Here is an 18,311-nt window from a genome sequence, read left to right as displayed (position 1 = left end):
TCATTGGTTTACCGGGAGGCCAAGAGCCGGTCCGGTTTGGGGAGGACGTCACAACGTTGAAGATGACCAGGAAAGCCGCTGCGGCCGTCTCGGCCACGGCGGTCATAGCCGCGCTCGGCGCGGGTCTGCTCCCGGGCACGGCCGTCGCGGCCGGTTCCGCTCCGGTTCCGCAGGACCCGGCCGATGCTGTTCAGGTCAGCACTGAACACAACATTCCGGGCCCGCTGACCGCCAAGGTCGAGGCCGAGCAGAAGGCCGCCACCGAGCAGTTGCTCGCCGGTACCGCGAAGATCGAGCAGCACGGCGGCAGCACCAGCATCAAGCTGGGCAAGGACAAGTACGTCGAGCTGGCCCGCGAGCGCACGGACAAGATCTTCACCATCCTGGTCGACTTCAGCGACCAGGTGGACACCACCACGAAGACCCCGGACGGCAAGGTCAAGTACGGCGGCACCCCCGGTCCGGCGCACAACCAGATCGAGCAGCCCGACGCGGCCACCAACAACTCGACGCTCTGGCAGGCTGACTACAACCAGCAGCACTACCAGGACATGTACTTCAGCAAGACCCAGGACTCGCTGAAGACCTACTACGAGAAGCAGTCCTCGGGTCGCTACTCGGTCGACGGCCAGGTCACCGACTGGGTCAAGGTGCCGTGGAACGAGGCCCGCTACGGCTCGGACTACTGCGGCCAGCACGTCTGCGCCAACGCGCAGGACCTCATCCGCGACGGCATCAACGCCTGGGTCGCCGACCAGAAGGCCAAGGGCCAGACGGACGCTCAGATCAAGGCCACCATCGCGCAGTACGACCAGTGGGACCGGTACGACTACGACCACGACGGCAACTTCAACGAGCCCGACGGTTACATCGACCACTTCCAGATCGTGCACGCCGGTGAGGACCAGTCGGCCGGCGGCGGCAAGCAGGGCAGCGACGCGCTCTGGGCCCACCGCTCGTACGTCTACGGCTCCCAGCAGGGTTCGACCGGCCCGACCGGCAACCTGCTCGGCGGCACCCCGGTCGGCGACACCGGCATCTGGATCGGCGACTACACCATGCAGCCCGAGAACGGCGGCCTCGGTGTCTTCGCCCACGAGTACGGCCACGACCTCGGTCTGCCGGACCTCTACGACACCTCGGGCAGCGGGATCGACAACTCGGTCGGCTTCTGGTCGCTGATGTCCTCCGGCTCCTGGCTGGGCGAGGGCAAGAACTCGATCGGCGACATGCCGAACGACCTCGACGCCTGGAGCAAGCTCAAGCTCGGCTGGCTGAAGTTCGACAAGGCCAAGGCCGGCACCGAGTCGACCCACCACATCGGCCCGGTCGAGTTCAACACCAAGCTGCCGCAGGCGCTGGTCGTCGACCTGCCGAAGAAGACCGTCACCACCGAGATCAACACCCCGTTCGCCGGTGCGAACGAGTGGTGGAGCGGCAGCGCCGACGACCTGAACGTCTCGCTGACCCGTGACGTCGACCTGACCGGCAAGACCTCGGCCTCGCTCAAGGCGAAGGCCTGGTACGACATCGAGCAGGACTTCGACTACGGCTACGCCGAGGTCTCGACCGACGGCGGCGCCAACTGGACCGCCCTGGAAGGCACCTTCAACGGCGTCGCCATCCCGAAGAACGCCGCCGACAAGGCCGGTCTGACCGGCAACTCCGGCGGTCAGTGGGGCGACCTGGCCTACTCGCTGGACGCCTACGCCGGCAAGGCCGTCAAGGTCCGCTTCCACTACACCACCGACGGCGGTCTGCACCTCAAGGGCCTGGCCCTGGACGACGTCGCCATCACCGCCGACGGCGCCACCGTCTTCACCGACGGCGCCGAGAACGGTGACAACGGCTGGACCGCCAACGGCTTCTCCCGGATCACCGGCAAGTTCTCGAACGACTACAACCAGTACTACATCGCCGAGAACCGCCAGTACGTCTCGTACGACCGGACCCTCCAGGTCGGCCCGTACAACTTCGGCTTCGGCGCCGCCAAGCCGAGCTGGGTGGAGCACTACCCCTACCAGGCCGGTCTGCTGATCTGGCTGTGGGACGAGTCGCAGAGCGACAACAACGTCACCAACCACCCGGGCTCGGGTCTGGTCCTCCCGATCGACTCGCACCCGACCCCGATGAAGTGGTCCGACGGCAGCCTGATGCGCTCGCGCATCCAGGGCTACGACTCGACCTTCGGCTCGCGCCGGGTCGACGGCCTGTCGCTGCACAAGAACGGCGTCGAGACCATCGTCCCGAAGGCCAAGGGCATCGACGAGTTCAGCGACCTGAAGTCGTACTGGTCGAAGGACAACCCGTACAGCAGCGTCATCGTCCCGAAGACGGGCACCAGCATCGAGGTCGAGAACGAGTCCTCGAACTACCTGGAGACCTGGATCCGGGTCCGTCCGGTCGACAACTGATCGAACCGAGCAGTGACGATCAGCCTCTGACCAGGCGCCTCTGATGCACCGTCCGGCCCGCCCCCGCACCCGCGGGGGCGGGCCGGACGCCTTTCCGGGCGGCCCGGCAGCCCGGAGCCCGGCAGCCCGGAGCCGGCCCTACCCGCGGCCCGGCAGCAGCGCGACGAAGGCCGCCACCGCCTCCGCGACGTCCCCCTGCGTCCACTCCAGCGCGTCGGCCGCCACCGTCACCTCGGTCATCGACAGTCCCGGCAGCCCCTGCTCCCGCCAGGCGCCGAACAGCGCCGCCCCGGTCTCCTCCACCAGCCGCAGCCCCACCGTGTCCAGCTCCTCCGGGGTGTACGGGAGCCAGAGCCGGAACTGGTGGGTGTGCGGCGGGGCCGGGTGGACCCGAGCGCCCGGAACCGCCGCGAACCCCTCGGCGAGGACCGCCGCGATCGCCTTGGCGTGCGTCACGTACCCCGTCAGCCGGGGCAGTTCGCGGTCCAGCCCGGCCAGTGCGGAGAGCGCCGAGGGCCACTGCTGGAAGAGCTGCCCGCCGTAGCGGTGCCGCCAGGCCTTGGCGGTCCGGACGAAGCCCTCCCGGCCGGCCAGCGCGGCGCCGCTGATCCCGCCCAGGGTCTTGTAGAAGGAGACGTAGACCGAGTCGGCCTGCGCGGCGACCTCCGGCAGCGGGCGGCCGAAGTGCACCGCCGACTCCCAGATCCGGGCCCCGTCCAGGTGCAGCGCGGCGCCCTGTTCCTCCCGGACCACCGCGGCCACCGCCAGCAGGTCGTCCCAGGACGGCAGCACGAACCCGGCCTCGCGCAGCGGCAGCTCCACGATCATCGCCGCGTACGGCTCGTCGAAGGCGCGCAGCTCGGCCACGGTCGGCAGGCGGGGCGCGACCGTGGGCCAGACGCTGCGCAGACCGCTCAGCGCGGAGAGCGCCTGCCGCTCGTACTGCTCGGTGTGGCCCAGCGGGTGCGTCGCGACCGTCCACAGGCCGGCCGCCTCGGCGTGGATCCGCAGCGCGACCTGCTGGGCCATGGTGCCGGTCGGGAAGAAGGCCGCGTCCTCGGTGCCGAGCAGCTCCGCGACCCTGCGCTCCAGGGCGCGGACCACGCCGTCGCCGTACATGTCCGGCCGCCGGTCCAGGTCGTACACGCCGCCGGCGTCCTCGGCCAGGTCGGCGAGCCGCTCGCGCATGCTCCGCGGCCGGGCGCCGGAGAGCAGCCGCTCGCAGCCGCGCAGCGCAGCGTAGCGGCGGTCCTGGAGGCTGCTGCCCCGGCCGCCCTCGGTGGATTCGCTCCTGTTGGGATACATGCGTCGATGGTCCCGCAGCGGGGGCCTCCGGTCAGCGGTGCGGGCGCCGCGAGCGCCGTCGGCTCGCCCAGGGGCCTCGTGGGGCGGCTCCGCGGGGCCAGGACGGGCCGCAAACCCCGGTGCCGGGTGGCACTGGTCACAGGAGCCGCGGGCGGTACGAGCGGCCGTAGTAGGGGCGGCGGAGGGCCTCGGGGAGCCCTCGACCCCGAACGGACTACCCGATCGAATGATCGTTACTCCGTCAGCTTGAATCTTCGGCGCAACGCTGACTACACGCCGTAGTAGGTCACACCGTTTGGGACTCCGCTCGGTGACGGTTACACCTGAGTGGTCCCCCGCTCAGCACGCCCGAACGGGCTCGTTGTGCTGTCCCCGTACGTCCGTGAGGTTGAGCTCCCAATGTCTTCCGTCCCGCCCATGGGGCCGGCCCTTCGCCGCCTCGCCGCCCGCGCGGCGACCCAGGCGGCGGCCTGGCAGCCCCGGCTCGGCCACGCCGTCCGCACCCACGCCGCCCCGCTGCGCGCACTCACCGCCCCGCGGCACACGCTGGCCGAGGGCCCGCTGCGGGCCACCCGGCACCGCGCCGCCACCGCGGTCGGCGCCAGCGCGGTGATACTGTCCGGCGCCCTGCTGGTCGCCGCCCCCGGCAGCGCCGCGGCGCAGACGGTCATACCCACGACTCCCGGCAGCTCGGTGTTCACCGCCCCGCAGGGCGCGGCGCCCGTCGCGGGCGTGGTCCAGGTGGCCGGTCCGAGCCCGTACAAGCTGGCGCACGACCAGGAGTCGGCCCAGGAGTACGTGGCGGTCGCCGCCAACCTCCAGGCCGCCGAGCCGCCCGCCGCCCCGGCGGCCTCCCAGGACCAGGCCCCGCCGGCCGAACCGGAGCCCGCGCCCGCGCCGGAGCCCGCGCCGGCCCCGGAGCCCGCCCCCGAACCGGCGCCCGCCCCCGAGTGGTCCGCGCCCGTGCCGGGCGCGCCGACCAGCAACCCGTACGGCGTGGCCAACCCCGAGTACGCGGCCGGCTACCACACCGGGGTGGACTTCGCGGTCGCCCCGGGCACCCCGCTGCTGGCCGTCGGCAACGCCACCGTGGTCTCGGCCGGCTGGGACGGCGCCTACGGCAAGGAGGTCGTGCTCCGGCTCGCCGACGGCCGGTACGCGCAGTACGCGCACATGTCGTCGATCTCGGTGTCGAAGGGCGAGAAGGTGTCGGCGGCCGAGCAGATCGGCCGGTCCGGGAGCACCGGCAACTCGACCGGGCCCCACCTGCACTTCGAGATCCGCTCCAGCAACCGCTACGGCGCGGTGATCAACCCGATCGCCTACCTCTCCGGGCACGGGGTCACCGGGTTCTGAGAACCGCAAGGGGCCCTCGGGGCGGCCGGGTCGCCGATCCGGCCGCCCTTCGGCGTGCGCGGCGGCGGTCGGGGCCCGCCGGATGTCGGCGGGTATCGGCGGGTGTCGGCGGGTGGGCCGGTGTCAGAGGGCTGCCGCGGGGCGGTCGATCAGACCGCCGATCTCCAGCGCCACCCGCTGGGCGGCCCCCATCGCCTCCTCCAGCGTGGCCACCTTCACCGGGGCACCGCCGGTGTGCCCCTCGGCCTCGCACTCGGTGGTGTCCTGCTTGAGCAGGAAGAGCGCCGAGTTGATGGTGAACAGCGACATCGCGGCACGCAGCCGGTCCTCGAAGGTGGCGTCCGGGCCGTGCACCAGGCGGACCATCGCGATCATGCGATCGCGGAACTCCAGCCCGGCGGGCGAGTCGCGAAGCGCGGGCTGGTTCTCGTGGAAGAAGCGCAGCAGCGGTGCCCGCTCGGACATCCCGGCAGCGAACCGCCGGATCAGCTCGTCCCGCAGTCCGGGCGACCAGGGCTGCGTCCGGCCCCACGCGATGGTCTCGTCGATCGGCGCGGCCATGCCCTCGACGATGCCGTGGACGATGTCGTCCTTGGTCTTGAAGTGGTAGTACAGCGCCGCCTTGGTCACGCCGAGCCGGTCGGCGATCTCGCGCAGCGAGGTCTGCTCGTAGCCCTGCTCGGAGAACAGCTCCAGCGCGACCGCGATGATGCGGGCCCGGGTGTCGCTGCGCGGGTTGTGCGTCGTACCCATGGCCTGCCTCATGCGTCGGTCGGAGTGCTGCGTTGGCCGGGCCTCGCTTCCGATGCCCGCCCCCCGGCCACATTCTCCCTGCCCGGGGGGCCGTCGGAGAAACTGGCTTGACGACCGGCTAGTGGACAACTTACCGTGCCGACGGTCCACAAAACTAGCCGGGCGACAAGTAAGTAGGCCGAGCAAGCGGCCAGCCCGACCGTCCGATCCAGTCCGGGAGACACCCCCCATGTCACAACCGAAGGCCGCCGACCCGGCACCGGAGAAGAAGGCCGCCGAGGAGGAGGAGCCCGTCCGCTCCCCCCGCGAGATCCGCCTGGTCATGATCGGCCTGGTCGTCACCATGCTGCTGGCCATGCTCGACAACCTGATCGTCGGCACCGCGATGCCCACGATCGTCGGCGACCTCGGCGGCGCCGAGCACCTGTCCTGGGTGGTGACCTCCTACACGCTGGCCACAGCCGCCTCCACCCCGATCTGGGGCAAGCTCGGCGACCTCTACGGCCGCAAGGGCACCTTCCTCACCTCGATCGTGATCTTCCTGGCGGGCTCGGCCCTCTCCGGTCTCTCGCAGAACATGAACGAGCTGATCGGCTTCCGCGCGCTGCAGGGCCTGGGCGCCGGCGGTCTGATGGTCGGCGTGATGTCGATCATGGGTGCGCTGGTCCCGCCGCGCGACCGCGGCAAGTACCAGGGCATGTTCGCCGCGGTGATGGCGCTCGCCACCATCGGCGGCCCGCTGGTCGGCGGCTTCATCACCGACCACCTGAGCTGGCACTGGACCTTCTACATCAACCTGCCGCTCGGCGTGGTCGCGCTCGCCGTCGTGATCGTCACCCTGAAGCTGCCGAAGGTCACCACCAAGGCCCGGATCGACTACGTCGGCGCGATCCTGCTCACCACCGGCATCACCGCGCTCACCCTGATCACCACCTGGGGCGGCCAGGAGTACGCCTGGGGCTCCAAGCAGATCCTGGGCCTGGCCGCACTGGCCGCCGCTACCCTGATCGCCTTCTGCTACGTCGAGCAGCGGGTCCAGGAGCCGATGCTCCCGCTCGACCTGTTCAGGAACCTGAACTTCACCCTGGTCTCACTGATCGGCTTCATCGTCGGCTTCGTGATGTTCGGTGCGACCGTCTTCCTGCCGCTCTACCAGCAGACCGTCCAGGGCGCCTCGGCCACCAACTCGGGCCTGCTGCTGATGCCGATGATGTTCGGCATGCTGGTCATCTCGCTGGCCGTCGGCCAGGCGGTGACCAAGACCGGCAAGTACCGGATCTACCCGATCATCGGCACGATCGTGATGACGGGCGGCATGGTCCTGCTCTCCACCATGGGCACCGAGACCAGCAGCTTCACCTCCGCCTGCTGGATGGTCGTGCTCGGTGCGGGCATGGGCTTCCTGATGCAGATCACCATGCTGGTCGCACAGAACAGCGTCGAGATCAAGGACATGGGCGTGGCCAGCTCCACCGCCACCCTGTTCCGCACCATCGGCGGCTCGTTCGGCGTCGCGCTGTTCGGCGCGCTGTTCAACAGCCGGGTCACCGAGACCATGAAGGAGCGGCTCGGCGAGGCGGCCGCGAACGGCGGTGGCAAGGGCGACCCGAGCCAGCTGAGCCCGGCCGCACTCAGGGCGCTGCCCGCCCCGGTCCAGGACGCCTACCACCACGCGGTGGCCAACGGCATGCACACCGTCTTCCTCTGGGGTGCCGCGGTCGCCGTGATCGCGGTCGCCGCCGCGGTCTTCATGCGCGAGGTCCCGCTTCGGGGCGCCGGTGCCCCGCCGAAGGACGGCGACGGCGGCAAGGCCGCCGAGCCCAACGCCGAGGCCGTCGCGATCTGACGCCGGCCCGGAGATCCCCCCTTCCGCCTCGGGAGGGGGGATCCGCGTTCTCCGGGGTCTCCGGTCACGGGGCCGCCGGTCACGGTTGCCGGGGTGCGCCCGCGCTGCGCCGTGCCGTGCAGCGCCGTGCCGTGCAGCGCCGTGCCGTGCGGGGCCCGGGTGGGCGCCCCGCCGCCGGATCCGGGCTACTGCGGGAGCCGGTAGACGCCCTGCTCCACGGGCTCCACCAGGCCGTCGGCGACCAGACCGTCCAGCGCCCGGGCCCGCTGCACCGGATCCGGCCAGACGGCGTCCAGCCGGGCCTGCTCCACCGTGCCGTGCTCGGCCCGCAGCACCGCGAGAAGCTTCCCGCGCACCTGCCGGTCGGTGCCCTCGTACGACTGGCCGCGCCGCGCCGGGCCCTCGTAGGGCGGGCAGCCGGCCCGCTGCCAGACGCAGGCGGTGAAGAGCGGGCAGTCGCCGCACTCCGGCCCACGGGCCGTGCAGACCAGCGCGCCCAGCTCCATCACCGCGACCGCCCAGGTCGCGGCCGTCTCGGCGTCCGCGGGCAGCAGCGCGGTCGCCGTCCGGCGCTCGGCCGCCGTGGTGGCCTGCGCCGGGTACTCCACCCCGGTCACCGCCCGGGCGAAGACCCGGCGGACGTTGGTGTCCAGCACCACGTGGCGCTGGCGGAAGGCGAAGGACGCCACGGCGGCCGCGGTGTACTCGCCCACGCCGGGCAGCGAGAGCAGCGTCGCGTGGTCGTCCGGAACCCCGCCGCCGTGTTCCTCGGTGATCGCCACCGCGGCCGCGTGCAGCCGCAGGGCGCGCCGCGGGTAACCCAGCCGCCCCCACATCCGGACCGCCTCACCGGGCGCCTCGGCGGCCAGGTCGGCCGGGGTGGGCCAGCGCTCCAGCCACGCCGCCCAGGCGGGCAGCACCCGCTTCACCGGGGTCTGCTGGAGCATGAACTCGCTCACCATCACCGCCCAGGGCGTGGCCTCGGGGGTCCGCCAGGGCAGGTCGCGGGCGTTGGCCTCGTACCAGCCGAGGACGGTCGAGTGCAGCACCGGCAGCGGCAGCGCGAGCGGGACGGCGACGGAGTCCGCCCCGGCCGGGCCGGCGGCGGCGGGGCGGGGGACGGCGGGGGTGACGGTGGTGGCAGCCATGGCCCTTCGATCCTCCCATGCCGACCCGGCCGACCGAAGCGGAACCCAGAGGTCCGCATCGCACCCGAAAACCCCCGATCGGCCTCGCCCGAACGGCGCAAACGGCGGATCATGTGAAGGAAGGGGCGACTGTGCGGTGTTGGTGCGTCAAGGGGCACACACTGTCTCGTAGAGTTTGGGCGTGCCCTCTCTCCGTCAACCCGTCGGACCGCTGCCGGCCTCGATCTACTGGCGCCGACGCCTCGTCGTCGCCGTCGCCGTCGCCGCGGTCATCGCCCTGGTCTACTGGATGATGTCCGATCAGGGCGGCGGTGACGACGGATCGGCGGGCAAGGCCGCGCAGGCCGCGCCGTCCCAGACCCCCGCCCAGGCGATCACGCCCGGCGCCTCGCCCAGCGGCCCCGCGAACAACTCGCGGCCCGGCAGCAGCGGGAGCGGTGGCGGCAGCACGGGCGGCGGGGCGGTCTCCGGCTCCGGCGGCGGCGACGTCAGCCTCAGCACCGGCGGCACCACCGGCGGTGGCGCCAACCCGGCGACCACCGGTGGCGGTGCGGCGGCCGGCGGCACAGCGGCAGGCGGCGCGGCGGCGGGCGGTGCCGGCGGGGCCGCCGGCGGCACGGGCGGCGGTGCCGGTGGCACCGCCGGGACTCCCCCCGTGAACACCTCCGAGGTGATGGCGCTGCCGGTCTGCGTCTCCTCCCAGGTGACGCTGGAGCTGGCCGGCGCCCAGAACGCCTACCAGCCCAAGGACAAGCCGAAGCTGGCGCTGACCGTGCACAACGCCTCCGGCACCAACTGCCGGGTGGACCTCGGCCGCACGGCCTCCGCCATCACCGTGACGGCGAGCAACGGCGACCGCGTCTGGTCCTCCGGCGACTGCCCGCAGGACCGGGGCAGCAGCTGGGTGCAGATCCCGGCGAACGGCAGCCTGACCGAGACCTTCACCTGGGACCGCGTCCGCAGCAAGCCGCAGTGCGCCACCGCCGACCCGGCCCCCGCGCCCGCCGGGAACTACCTTGTGGTCGCCGAGCTCACCGGCCTCTCCGGGGGCCAGGCCTCGGCACGCTCCTCGATCCGCCTGGAGAGCTGACCGCTCCTCAGCCCCGGCCGCACCGCACCTCGTCGTCCCGTTCGCCCCGGCCGGTTCCCGCGCCGGGGCGTCGGCGTTCTCCGGGCGGGCCCGGCCCGGTGGCGCGAGCGACGAGGTCCCGGACCCGGGAAGGCGGACGGCCCCGGGGATCCGTGGATCCCCGGGGCCGTCCCGGCAGGTGCTCGTCGGCACCGGGCGCTCCCGGCGCCGACGTCAGACGTACCGCTCCAGGATGGACGATTCGGCGAGGCGGGAGAGACCCTCGCGGACCGAGCGGGCCCTGGTCTCGCCGACGCCCTCGACCGTCTGCAGATCGTCGATGCTGGCCGCCAGCAGCTTCTGCAGGCCGCCGAAGTGCTCGACCAGCCGCTCTATCACCGTGTTGGGCAGCCGCGGGATCTTGGCCAGCAGCCGGTAGCCGCGCGGCGAGACCGCCGAATCCAGCGACTCCGGCGTGCCCGAGTAGCCGAGTGCCTTGGCGACGGTCTGCAGGTCCAGCAGCTCGGCGTGGGTCAGCGCCTCCAGGTCCGCCAGCACCTCGGCGACCGTCCGGCCCTTCTTCGCGGCCCGCTCCGGGAAGTAGTCCCGGGCGACCAGCTCGCGCTCCGGCTCCACGCCCGCGATCAGCTCGTCCAGCTGCAGCGAGAGCAGTCGGCCGTCGATCCCGAGCTCCAGCACGTAGCCGGCGATCTCGGTGGCGATCAGCCGGACCATCTCCAGCCGCTGCGCCACCGCGGTGACGTCCCGGACCGTCACCAGGTCCTCGATCTCCAGCGCGGAGAGCGTGCCGGCCACCTCGTCCAGGCGGAGCTTGTAGCGCTCCAGGGTGGCCAGCGCCTGGTTGGCCCGGGAGAGGACGGTGGTGGAGTCCTCCAGCACCCGGCGGGTGCCGTTGACGTACATCGCGATCAGCCGCATCGAGTGCGAGACCGCCACCACCGGGAAACCGGTCTGCCGGTTGACCCGCTCCGCGGTGCGGTGGCGGGTGCCGGTCTCGTCGGTGGGGATGGTCGAGTCCGGCATCAGGTGGACCCCGGCCCGGACGATCTTGGTGATGTCCTTGTCCAGCACGACGGCGCCGTCGAGCTTGCACAGCTCGCGCAGCCTGGTCGCGGTGAACTCCACGTCCAGGACGAAGCCGCCGGTGCAGATCGACTCGACCGTCTTGTCGAACCCGAGCACGATCAGACCGCCGGTGTTGGCCCGCAGCACCCGTTCCAGGCCGTCACGCAGCCCCGTGCCGGGGGCGATGGCGGTGAGGGAGGCCCGCAGCAGGGCCTCCTCGCGGGAGGACTTGTCCGCCCGGTCGCTGGCTGCCACGTGACTCCTCCGGTCGACCCCGTACCGCGCGCCTCACGCGGTGCGCCGGCCTACGGTCTGTTGCTCTGTCGCTTAGTACTGCCCTATCACCAATGAGACAGGGGAAGTCTAACTGCGACCGGCATCGACAGGGCTTGGGTCAGCGCAGTTCGTCGGAGTCGAGCGGCTCCCACCCCTCCATCAGCTCCTCCGGGTAGGCGGCGACGGGGGCCGGCGCGGCGGCCCGGCGCGGGGTGGGCGGCGCCGACGCGGCCTCACTCCGCGGCTTCGCGGGACGGCGACGGCCCGGGATGGCCCGCAGTGCCTCTCCGATGTCCGCCACCTCGACCACCTTCATGCCGGCCGGCACCTTGCCCGGGTCCGGCGGGACCAGCGCGTGGGTGAAGCCCAGCCGGTGCGCCTCGGTCAGCCGCCGCTGCACACCCGTCACCCGCCGGACCTCGCCCGCCAGGCCGACCTCGCCGATCGCCACCAGGTTGCTCGGCAGCGGGGTGTCGGAGGAGGAGCTGGCCACGGCGAGGGCGACCGCGAGGTCGGCCGAGGGCTCGCTCAGCTTCACCCCGCCGACCGTCGCGGTGTAGATGTCCTGCTTGCCGAGCTTGACCCCGCCGTGCCGCTCGACCACGGCCAGGATCATCGCGATCCGGGGCGACTCCAGACCGGAGGTCGTCCGGCGCGGGGACGGGATCTGCGAGTCCACCATCAGCGCCTGCACCTCGGCGACCAGCGGGCGCTTGCCCTCCAGGGTGACGGTCAGGCAGGTGCCCGGAACGGGCTTGTCACGCCTGGTCAGGAAGAGGCCGGACGGGTCCGCCAGACCGGCGATGCCCTCGTCGTGCAGCTCGAAGCAGCCCACCTCGTCGGTGGCGCCGTACCGGTTCTTGACCCCGCGGATGAGCCGCAGCCGGGCGTGCCGGTCCCCCTCGAAGCTCAGCACCACGTCCACCAGGTGCTCCAGCAGACGCGGGCCGGCGATCTGGCCGTCCTTGGTGACGTGGCCGACCAGCAGGGTGGCCATGCCGCGCTCCTTGGACGCCCGGATCAACGCGTTCGCCACCTCGCGGACCTGCGCCGGACCGCCGGGGGCGCCGTCCAGCTCGGCGGAGGCGATGGTCTGCACCGAGTCCAGGATCAGCAGGCCGGGATTGACCGCCTCGATGTGGCCGAGGACGGCCCCGAGGTCGGACTCCGCGGCCAGGTAGAGGTGCTCGGAGAGCGCGTTGATCCGGTCCGCGCGCAGCCGGACCTGCCCCGCCGACTCCTCGCCGGTGACGTAGAGCGTGCGGTGCTGCGCGCTGGCCGCCTTGGCCGCGACGTCGAGCAGCAGGGTGGACTTGCCGACGCCCGGCTCGCCGGCCAGCAGCACCACGGCGCCGGGGACCAGACCGCCGCCGAGCACCCGGTCCAGCTCGGGCACGCCGGTGGAGCGGGCCGTCGCCACCTGGCCGTCGACCTGCGCGATCGGGCGGGCCGGCGCGCTGACCGGCCCGGCGGCCGTCGTCCGGATCGGCACCGCGCCGTACTCCTCGACGGTGCCCCAGGCGTTGCACTCGGGGCAGCGGCCGACCCATTTGGGCAGCTGGTTGCCGCACTCGGTGCAGCGGTACGCCGGGCGCGGCTTGGCGGTGGTCTTGGAACGGGCAGCCATGCGGTCACCGTAGCGCCTGGGTACGACAACGCGGGCGCCGCGACGGCCGAGGACCGGCGGTGCTCTGGGCAGGCGGCGGCCCGGCGGCGTCAGCGGCGGCGGCGTCAGCGGCGGCGGCGTCAGCGGCGGCGGGGTCCGCCGGTGAACGAACGGGCGATGTTGTTACCCGAAAGAAGTACAACAGCAGGGAACAGCCCGGATCCCGCGTCCCCGCTCTCTACCGTCGGACACGTGACGACGAAGGCTGAAGCGCCGCACGGCCCCGTGCTCGCGGCGTACGACCGGCAGGTGGACGGGCTGTTCACCTACTGCCTCTCGGTGCTGTGCGAGCACGACGCGGCCGCCGCCGCCCTGCGCGAGGTCCGTGAGCTGGCGGTGCGGCACGGGGCGCGGCTCGCCGAGCCCGGACTGGTGCGGGCCTGGCTGTACTCGCTGGCGCGCTACTGCTGCCTCCGCCGTCTGGAGGACGGCGCCGGCAGCGGAGCGGGCCCGGCCGGGGTGGCCGGGGTCGGGGGTGCGACGGCCGGGGGTGCGGCGGTCGCGGCCCGGGGCGGCGTGTCCGAGACGGAGGCCGCGCGGCGGCGGCGTGAACTGGCCTCGCTCGCGTGGCCCGAGGCGGCCGGCACCGGCCCCGAGCAGCGCGAGGCGCTGGAGCTGTCGGTGCGCCACCGGCTGACCCCGATCGAGGTGGCCGCCGTGCTGGGCCTCCCGTTCGACGCCGTCCGGGCGCTGCTCGCCTCGGCGGAGGCCGAGGTCGGCCGGACCAGGGCGGCGCTGCTGGTGCTCGGCGTCGGCAGCTGCCCCGAGCTGGACCGGCTCGGCGGGGCCGGCGCGGAGAGCTGGCGGGACTGGGTGCTCGGCCCGGCCCTGCGCCGCGAGCTGGTGCGGCACGTGGTCGACTGCCCGACCTGTCGGGGCACCGCCGAGCGGGTGGCCGACGAGGTGTCGGCGGGCACCGTCGGCCTCTCCGGGCTCCCGGTGCTCAGCGCGCCGACCGCGCCCGCGCCGCCGTCGGCCGGGGCCGGGAACGGGGGCACCGGCAGCGTGCACTTCCTGCCGCACGCGGCCGGGGCACCGACGGGGCGGCGCGCGGCCGGTCCGGTACCGGTGGTCGAGCCGTGCCTGCGGTTCGACCAGAGCGGGTTCCCGCGTCACCGCGCGCCCGACGCGGGCCGCGGGCTCGCGGTGCGGCGGCGGGTGGTGACCACGGGGGTGCTCGCGGCGGTCCTGGCCGCGCCGGTGGTCGCGCTCTGGGCCGGGCACCGGGGCGGCGGCGGTCCGGGCACGGCCGCGGCGGTCTCCACGGTCCGGGTCGATGACGACGGGCGGTCCGCCGGACACCGACCGGACGGCGGGCCCGGTCCGGGCGGGCCGGTGGGTCCGAACGGGCCGGGCGCCGGCGGAGAGGGGGACGGCGGGCCGGTGCCCGGGCTGGAGCTGGCCTGGGCCGGGCCGGCGAATGAAGAAACGTTGCTGCCTGGGTTGCTGGGGCCGGCCGTCCCGGTGCCCGTGCACGGCGCGACCCCGCTCGGCAGTCCCACCCTGGTCGCGGCGCCGGCCCCCGCAACCGGACCGGGCGGAGGCGCCGGCTCCGGGCGGGGCCCGGACACCCCGGCCCCGGCCGGGCTGCTGACCGTCGAGGCCGGCGAGTACGGCAACCGGACCGTGCTCACCCTCACCAACTCCGGCACCACGGAGATCCGCTGGCACGCGGTGGCGGACGCCGCCTGGCTCCGCCTCAGCCGGGACGCCGGGACGCTCGCGCCGGGCCAGCGGATCACCGTCATCGTCAGCGTCGACGACGACCTCGCGCCGACCACGCCGTGGACCGCCCGGATCGCGCTGCCGCCCTCACAGGCGGTGGTCACCCTGGAGGGCGGCCCGCACCGCCGTGGCGGTGCGACGCCGGTCGAGCCGACCGAGAGCCCGACGGAGTCGGGCCGGCCGTCACCCGGCGGGACCCCGCCGGGCACCCCGGCCGGCGGGGGGCCGACCGGCGGCTCGCCCGGCGGAGGTGGACCGACGGCGGGGCCGTCCGACTCGCCCACGCCCGGCTCCACCGCTTCGCCCGGCTCGCCCGGCTCGCCTGCACCGACGGGCGGACCGGCGTCGCCCACGGCCGCGCCGTCGTCGCCGGCGCCGAGTCCGAGCGCCTCTTCGGCCTCGCCGGGACCGTCCGGGGCGCCGTCCGCCCCGGGAGCGTCGGCGTCCCCGCCGAGGTCTGCGCCGGCGTCGGCCCCGGCGGGCGCCTCCGGTGCGCCGGCACCGTCGCGCTGAGGCCTGGCCGGGCACGGGAGCGCCGGTGGCGTACCGGCGGCCGAGGTCGGTGCCGCGTGCTGGGGGGTGGGGGTGAAGGACCGAAGACCGCGGTCAGAGCCGGCGGATCGGCGGCACGCGGTAGGTGCCGTCGAGCACGGCCTCTTTCGGCTGGTAGAGCCGGATGATCGGACGGAAGCCGCCTTCCGGGGTGGGCAGCCAGTTCGCCGCCGCGGCCGGGTCGGCGGGCGGCTCGTGCTGGAGCAGGAGGGTCAGCGAGCCGTCGTCGCCGTACACCAGGCCGGGGGTGCGGTCCCCGATCGCGTAGCGCTCGATCGGGTTGGCGACCAGGTAGTAGTCCGGCAGGCCGTACATGGTGAGGGACCAGAAGGCCTCGGCCGGCGGGGGCTCGTCGAAGCGCAGCGTGTACGCGTGGGCACCGCTCAGCGGGCGGCCGTCGGCGTCGTCGTAGGTCATCGCGAACACCGCCTCGTACGCGTGGTTGCCCCAGAGCCCGGCGCGGGCGGCGGCGGCCCGGCTGAGGTAAGCGGCCCGGCGGTCGGGGATGCGCCACTCGGGGTCGTCGATCGTGCCGGGGCCCAGGTAGTCGGTGTTGAAGTCAAAGAGGTGCAGCCCCGACCGCCACTCGCCGGCCGGGTGGTCCTCGGGCGGCCGGGTGGCGTCCTCGACGCGCTCCCGGCCCGCCGCCAGCCCCTTGAGCAGGGCGGCGGTCCACTCGGGCGCGGCGGCCCGGAAGGGCGAGGGGTCCGGATCGAGCAGGCCCAGCGGGGCGAACCGCCGCTGGTACTCGACGTCCGGACCGGCCGGCGGGAAGGCCGCCATCCAGACCCGGAGCCGTTCGAAGAAGGCCAGCCGCTCGGGGACGTCCGGATCCGGCTCGGGCAACCCCGCGACCAGCCCGCCGGGCTCCAGCGGGCTCAGCGTCAGCGCCTCCTGGAGCGCCTGGACCCGGGGCAGGTCGTCCGGGCCGGTGCAGGCGAAGCGGCCGACGATGCTGGCGATCGTGGTGGGCGAGACGATGACGCGGCCGGGGTCCGGCGGGTCGCCGTGCCAGTTCGGCGGGACGATCAGCCAGGTCTGCTCAGCGGTGCCGGTGGCCCGGCTGCCGACGTAGGCGAAGTTGTCGGTCCAGGCGTCGACGAACTGCAGCACGTAGTACGCCCCGGCGGCGTCCGGGACGTGCAGCACCTGCGGGCCCTCGGAGAGGTCGAGCTGGGCGATCGAGTAGACGCTGTCGTTGTTGACGGAGACGAAGGGGTCGCCCGGCTCGGCCAGCCGGGTGGCGTGGCTCAGCCGGTTGAACGGAGCCGCCGGCAGGGTGCCCATGCCGCCCCCGGTGAAGCGCTCGACCATGGTGAGGTCGGAGACCAGGGGGTAGCCGTAGACGTAGGCGTCGGCGGCCAGGGCCTCCAGCTCGGGCTGGGTCATCGGGGGTCCTTCTCGGGTCCTGGTGGGGGTGGGCGGCGGGCGGCGCCCCGGCGCGGGGCGGGGCTGGGCGGCGGGCTCAGCGGGGCGTGAGCGGGGGTGGCGTCCAGCGGCCGTCCAGCACCTGCGCGGCCGGGCCGTAGACCCGCAGGGCCGGTGCGAACGGCCCGTCCGGCGCCGGCAGCCAGTTGGCCGAGTGCTGGGCGTCGGCGGGCCGCTTGTGCTGGAGGTAGAGGGTGAGGCCGCCGTCCGGGTCGTGGACCAGCCCGGGGGTGAGGTCGCCGATCGTGTACCGGTCGAGGGTGTTGTCGACCAGCCGGCGCCCCGGCAGCGCGTACATGGTGACCGACCAGAAGAACCGCGCGGGCGGCAACCGGTCCGGGGCGAACCGCAGCACGTAGTCGCGGTCGCTGGCGTTCGGCGGGCCGCTGCCCTCGCTGTCGACCGTCCAGCCGCCGTACCAGACCTCCTCCTCGGGCAGCCCGTACAGCCCCTTCACCGCGCCGACCGCCTGTTTCAGGTAGGCGGTGCCGAGCCGGTCGCGGGTGCCGAAGAGGCCGGACGAGTCGGCGGCCCGCTCGGCGGCCCGCTCCAGTTCGGCGCGGCCGTCGGCGATGCCGTGCTCGATCTCGGCGCGGACCTGGATCGGCAGGGCGGCCGGCTCGAACTCGCCGCGACCGTCGACACCGAGGTCGGTGAGGCGGCCGCGCAGGTCGGCCTCGGCGGGGAGGGCCGGGAAGAAGCCGAGCAGGAAGTCCAGGAAGGAGAAGAACTCGATGGTGTCCAGCACCTCGTCGCGCCAGACCGGCCAGACCGGGTGCGGGGCCGGCTCCGGCGCGGGGGTGCCGGCGTACTCGTGCAGCGGGCGCAGCCGGTACTGCTGCTGGATCGCCCTCAGCTCCGAGACCGCCGCCGGCGAGGTGTCGGCCAGGTGGGTGCGGCCGACGATGCCGACCAGCTCGCTCGCGGTGCGAATGACGCCGGTGATGCCCGCCGGGACCTCCCCCTGCCAGCCGGGACCCGCCACCAGGTGGTCGCCGGCCTCCTGACCGGTGGCCCGGGCACCGATGAACCCCGCATACACGGTGTCGAGTTCGTGCACCGGGAGGACGTAGTAGCGGTCCGCGGCGGGGACGGACACCACCCAGGGCTCGGCCCGCAGGTCCAGCCAGGCCCAGGAGCAGGGGGTGTCTTCGTCCGGAGCGGGGACACCCGGGGCGGGGACCTCCGGGGCGACGAGGTCCGGGGCGACGAGGTCCGGGGCGACGACGTCGCCACCGGCCGGTGCGAACGGCTGCCGCTGCTCGTGCCGGAAGACGCCGAAGCCGCCGGCGTACTTCGGGTCGGCGTCGTCCACAGCCTGTGCATAGAGGGTGCGGTAGTTCTGCAGGACGGGATAGCCGCGGACCCAGGCCTCGGCGGCGGTCGCGCGGATGGTGGCCGGGTCCACGAGTGCCGGGTTGACCATGCTGACGCACTCCCCTGGGGCTGGATGCCCGAGCCTCGCTCGCAGACATCGGTCGCAATTCGGACATACAGGTACACGGGGATGCTATGCGGACGGGATTCGATCAGCACCTCGGACGCGGGCGGCGGGTTCACCGCCCGTACGGGACGGGCGCGCCCTGTCGGCGAGGCCGGGGCTGCACGCCGGCGCCCTACCGCGGGCCGTACGCCCGGGCTGCACAGCGGGCCGGACACCGGGCTGCACGCCGGGCCGCGCGGTGCC

At 73.8% G+C, this 18,311-nt stretch carries 12 protein-coding genes; 5 read left to right on the top strand and 7 right to left on the bottom strand.

All coding sequences use genetic code 11. The features are described from left to right. Nucleotides 1-62 precede the first annotated feature (62 nt). Nucleotides 63-2,414, top strand: coding sequence for an immune inhibitor A domain-containing protein (locus tag ACF9IK_RS20535; protein WP_395295637.1), 2,352 nt, complete (start codon nt 63-65; stop codon nt 2,412-2,414). A gap of 138 nt (nt 2,415-2,552) precedes the next feature. Here the strand turns inward: ACF9IK_RS20535 and ACF9IK_RS20530 are convergent, their stop codons facing one another. Continuing rightward, nucleotides 2,553-3,719, bottom strand: a complete 1,167-nt coding sequence (locus ACF9IK_RS20530; RefSeq protein ID WP_395295636.1) for a threonine aldolase family protein — start codon at nt 3,717-3,719, stop codon at nt 2,553-2,555. A gap of 417 nt (nt 3,720-4,136) precedes the next feature. On the opposite strand from ACF9IK_RS20530, the gene ACF9IK_RS20525 reads away from it, so the two are divergent. Continuing rightward, a complete protein-coding gene (locus ACF9IK_RS20525) occupies nt 4,137-5,075 on the top strand; it encodes a M23 family metallopeptidase (RefSeq protein WP_395295635.1) in 939 nt (312 codons plus the stop codon). 123 nt (nt 5,076-5,198) lie between these two features. Here ACF9IK_RS20525 and ACF9IK_RS20520 read toward each other — a convergent pair whose 3' ends face one another. Beyond that, nucleotides 5,199-5,828, bottom strand: a complete 630-nt coding sequence (locus ACF9IK_RS20520; protein WP_395295634.1) for a TetR/AcrR family transcriptional regulator — start codon at nt 5,826-5,828, stop codon at nt 5,199-5,201. A 229-nt stretch (nt 5,829-6,057) separates the two neighbouring features. On the opposite strand from ACF9IK_RS20520, the gene ACF9IK_RS20515 reads away from it, so the two are divergent. Then, nucleotides 6,058-7,674 (top strand): MDR family MFS transporter, encoded by a 1,617-nt coding sequence (locus ACF9IK_RS20515; RefSeq protein WP_395295633.1) that lies wholly within the window; start codon nt 6,058-6,060, stop codon nt 7,672-7,674. 185 nt (nt 7,675-7,859) lie between these two features. Here the strand turns inward: ACF9IK_RS20515 and ACF9IK_RS20510 are convergent, their stop codons facing one another. Further along, nucleotides 7,860-8,822 (bottom strand): A/G-specific adenine glycosylase, encoded by a 963-nt coding sequence (locus ACF9IK_RS20510; protein ID WP_395295632.1) that lies wholly within the window; start codon nt 8,820-8,822, stop codon nt 7,860-7,862. Nucleotides 8,823-9,003: 181 nt separating this feature from the next. Here ACF9IK_RS20510 and ACF9IK_RS20505 point away from each other — a divergent pair, with 181 nt between their 5' ends. Beyond that, the gene (locus ACF9IK_RS20505; RefSeq protein WP_395295631.1) at nt 9,004-9,912 is read left to right on the top strand and encodes a hypothetical protein; all 909 of its coding nucleotides are present in this window, start codon (nt 9,004-9,006) and stop codon (nt 9,910-9,912) included. A gap of 213 nt (nt 9,913-10,125) precedes the next feature. Here the strand turns inward: ACF9IK_RS20505 and disA are convergent, their stop codons facing one another. Next, nucleotides 10,126-11,232, bottom strand: a complete 1,107-nt coding sequence (gene disA / locus ACF9IK_RS20500; protein ID WP_395295630.1) for a DNA integrity scanning diadenylate cyclase DisA — start codon at nt 11,230-11,232, stop codon at nt 10,126-10,128. A 139-nt stretch (nt 11,233-11,371) separates the two neighbouring features. Next, the gene (gene radA, locus ACF9IK_RS20495; RefSeq protein ID WP_395295629.1) at nt 11,372-12,880 is read right to left on the bottom strand and encodes a DNA repair protein RadA; all 1,509 of its coding nucleotides are present in this window, start codon (nt 12,878-12,880) and stop codon (nt 11,372-11,374) included. A 231-nt stretch (nt 12,881-13,111) separates the two neighbouring features. On the opposite strand from radA, the gene ACF9IK_RS20490 reads away from it, so the two are divergent. Beyond that, nucleotides 13,112-15,157, top strand: a complete 2,046-nt coding sequence (locus ACF9IK_RS20490; protein ID WP_395295628.1) for a BACON domain-containing protein — start codon at nt 13,112-13,114, stop codon at nt 15,155-15,157. Between the two features lie 93 nt (nt 15,158-15,250). Here the strand turns inward: ACF9IK_RS20490 and ACF9IK_RS20485 are convergent, their stop codons facing one another. Then, nucleotides 15,251-16,585 carry a DUF1254 domain-containing protein gene (locus ACF9IK_RS20485; protein ID WP_395295627.1) on the bottom strand — a complete coding sequence of 445 codons (1,335 nt, stop codon included), beginning with the start codon at nt 16,583-16,585 and terminating at the stop codon, nt 15,251-15,253. A gap of 76 nt (nt 16,586-16,661) precedes the next feature. After that, nucleotides 16,662-18,050 (bottom strand): DUF1254 domain-containing protein, encoded by a 1,389-nt coding sequence (locus tag ACF9IK_RS20480; RefSeq protein ID WP_395295626.1) that lies wholly within the window; start codon nt 18,048-18,050, stop codon nt 16,662-16,664. Nucleotides 18,051-18,311: the final 261 nt, after the last annotated feature.

This window comes from Kitasatospora hibisci (assembly GCF_043950205.1).
Classification (GTDB): domain Bacteria; phylum Actinomycetota; class Actinomycetes; order Streptomycetales; family Streptomycetaceae; genus Kitasatospora; species Kitasatospora hibisci.
The sequence above is the reverse complement of the archived record's forward strand: the minus strand, read 5'-3'. Positions and strand labels throughout refer to the sequence as shown.

Bases quoted from the DNA above. Each gene is read 5' to 3' on its own strand.
- ACF9IK_RS20525 (WP_395295635.1), top strand. From the start codon at position 4,137: ATGGGGCCGGCCCTTCGCCGCCTCGCCGCCCGCGCGGCGACCCAGGCG.
- ACF9IK_RS20480 (WP_395295626.1), bottom strand. From the start codon at position 18,050: ATGGTCAACCCGGCACTCGTGGACCCGGCCACCATCCGCGCGACCGCC.
- ACF9IK_RS20530 (WP_395295636.1), bottom strand. From the start codon at position 3,719: ATGTATCCCAACAGGAGCGAATCCACCGAGGGCGGCCGGGGCAGCAGC.
- radA (WP_395295629.1), bottom strand. From the start codon at position 12,880: ATGGCTGCCCGTTCCAAGACCACCGCCAAGCCGCGCCCGGCGTACCGC.
- ACF9IK_RS20535 (WP_395295637.1), top strand. From the start codon at position 63: ATGACCAGGAAAGCCGCTGCGGCCGTCTCGGCCACGGCGGTCATAGCC.
- ACF9IK_RS20510 (WP_395295632.1), bottom strand. From the start codon at position 8,822: ATGGCTGCCACCACCGTCACCCCCGCCGTCCCCCGCCCCGCCGCCGCC.
- ACF9IK_RS20520 (WP_395295634.1), bottom strand. From the start codon at position 5,828: ATGGGTACGACGCACAACCCGCGCAGCGACACCCGGGCCCGCATCATC.
- ACF9IK_RS20515 (WP_395295633.1), top strand. From the start codon at position 6,058: ATGTCACAACCGAAGGCCGCCGACCCGGCACCGGAGAAGAAGGCCGCC.
- ACF9IK_RS20485 (WP_395295627.1), bottom strand. From the start codon at position 16,585: ATGACCCAGCCCGAGCTGGAGGCCCTGGCCGCCGACGCCTACGTCTAC.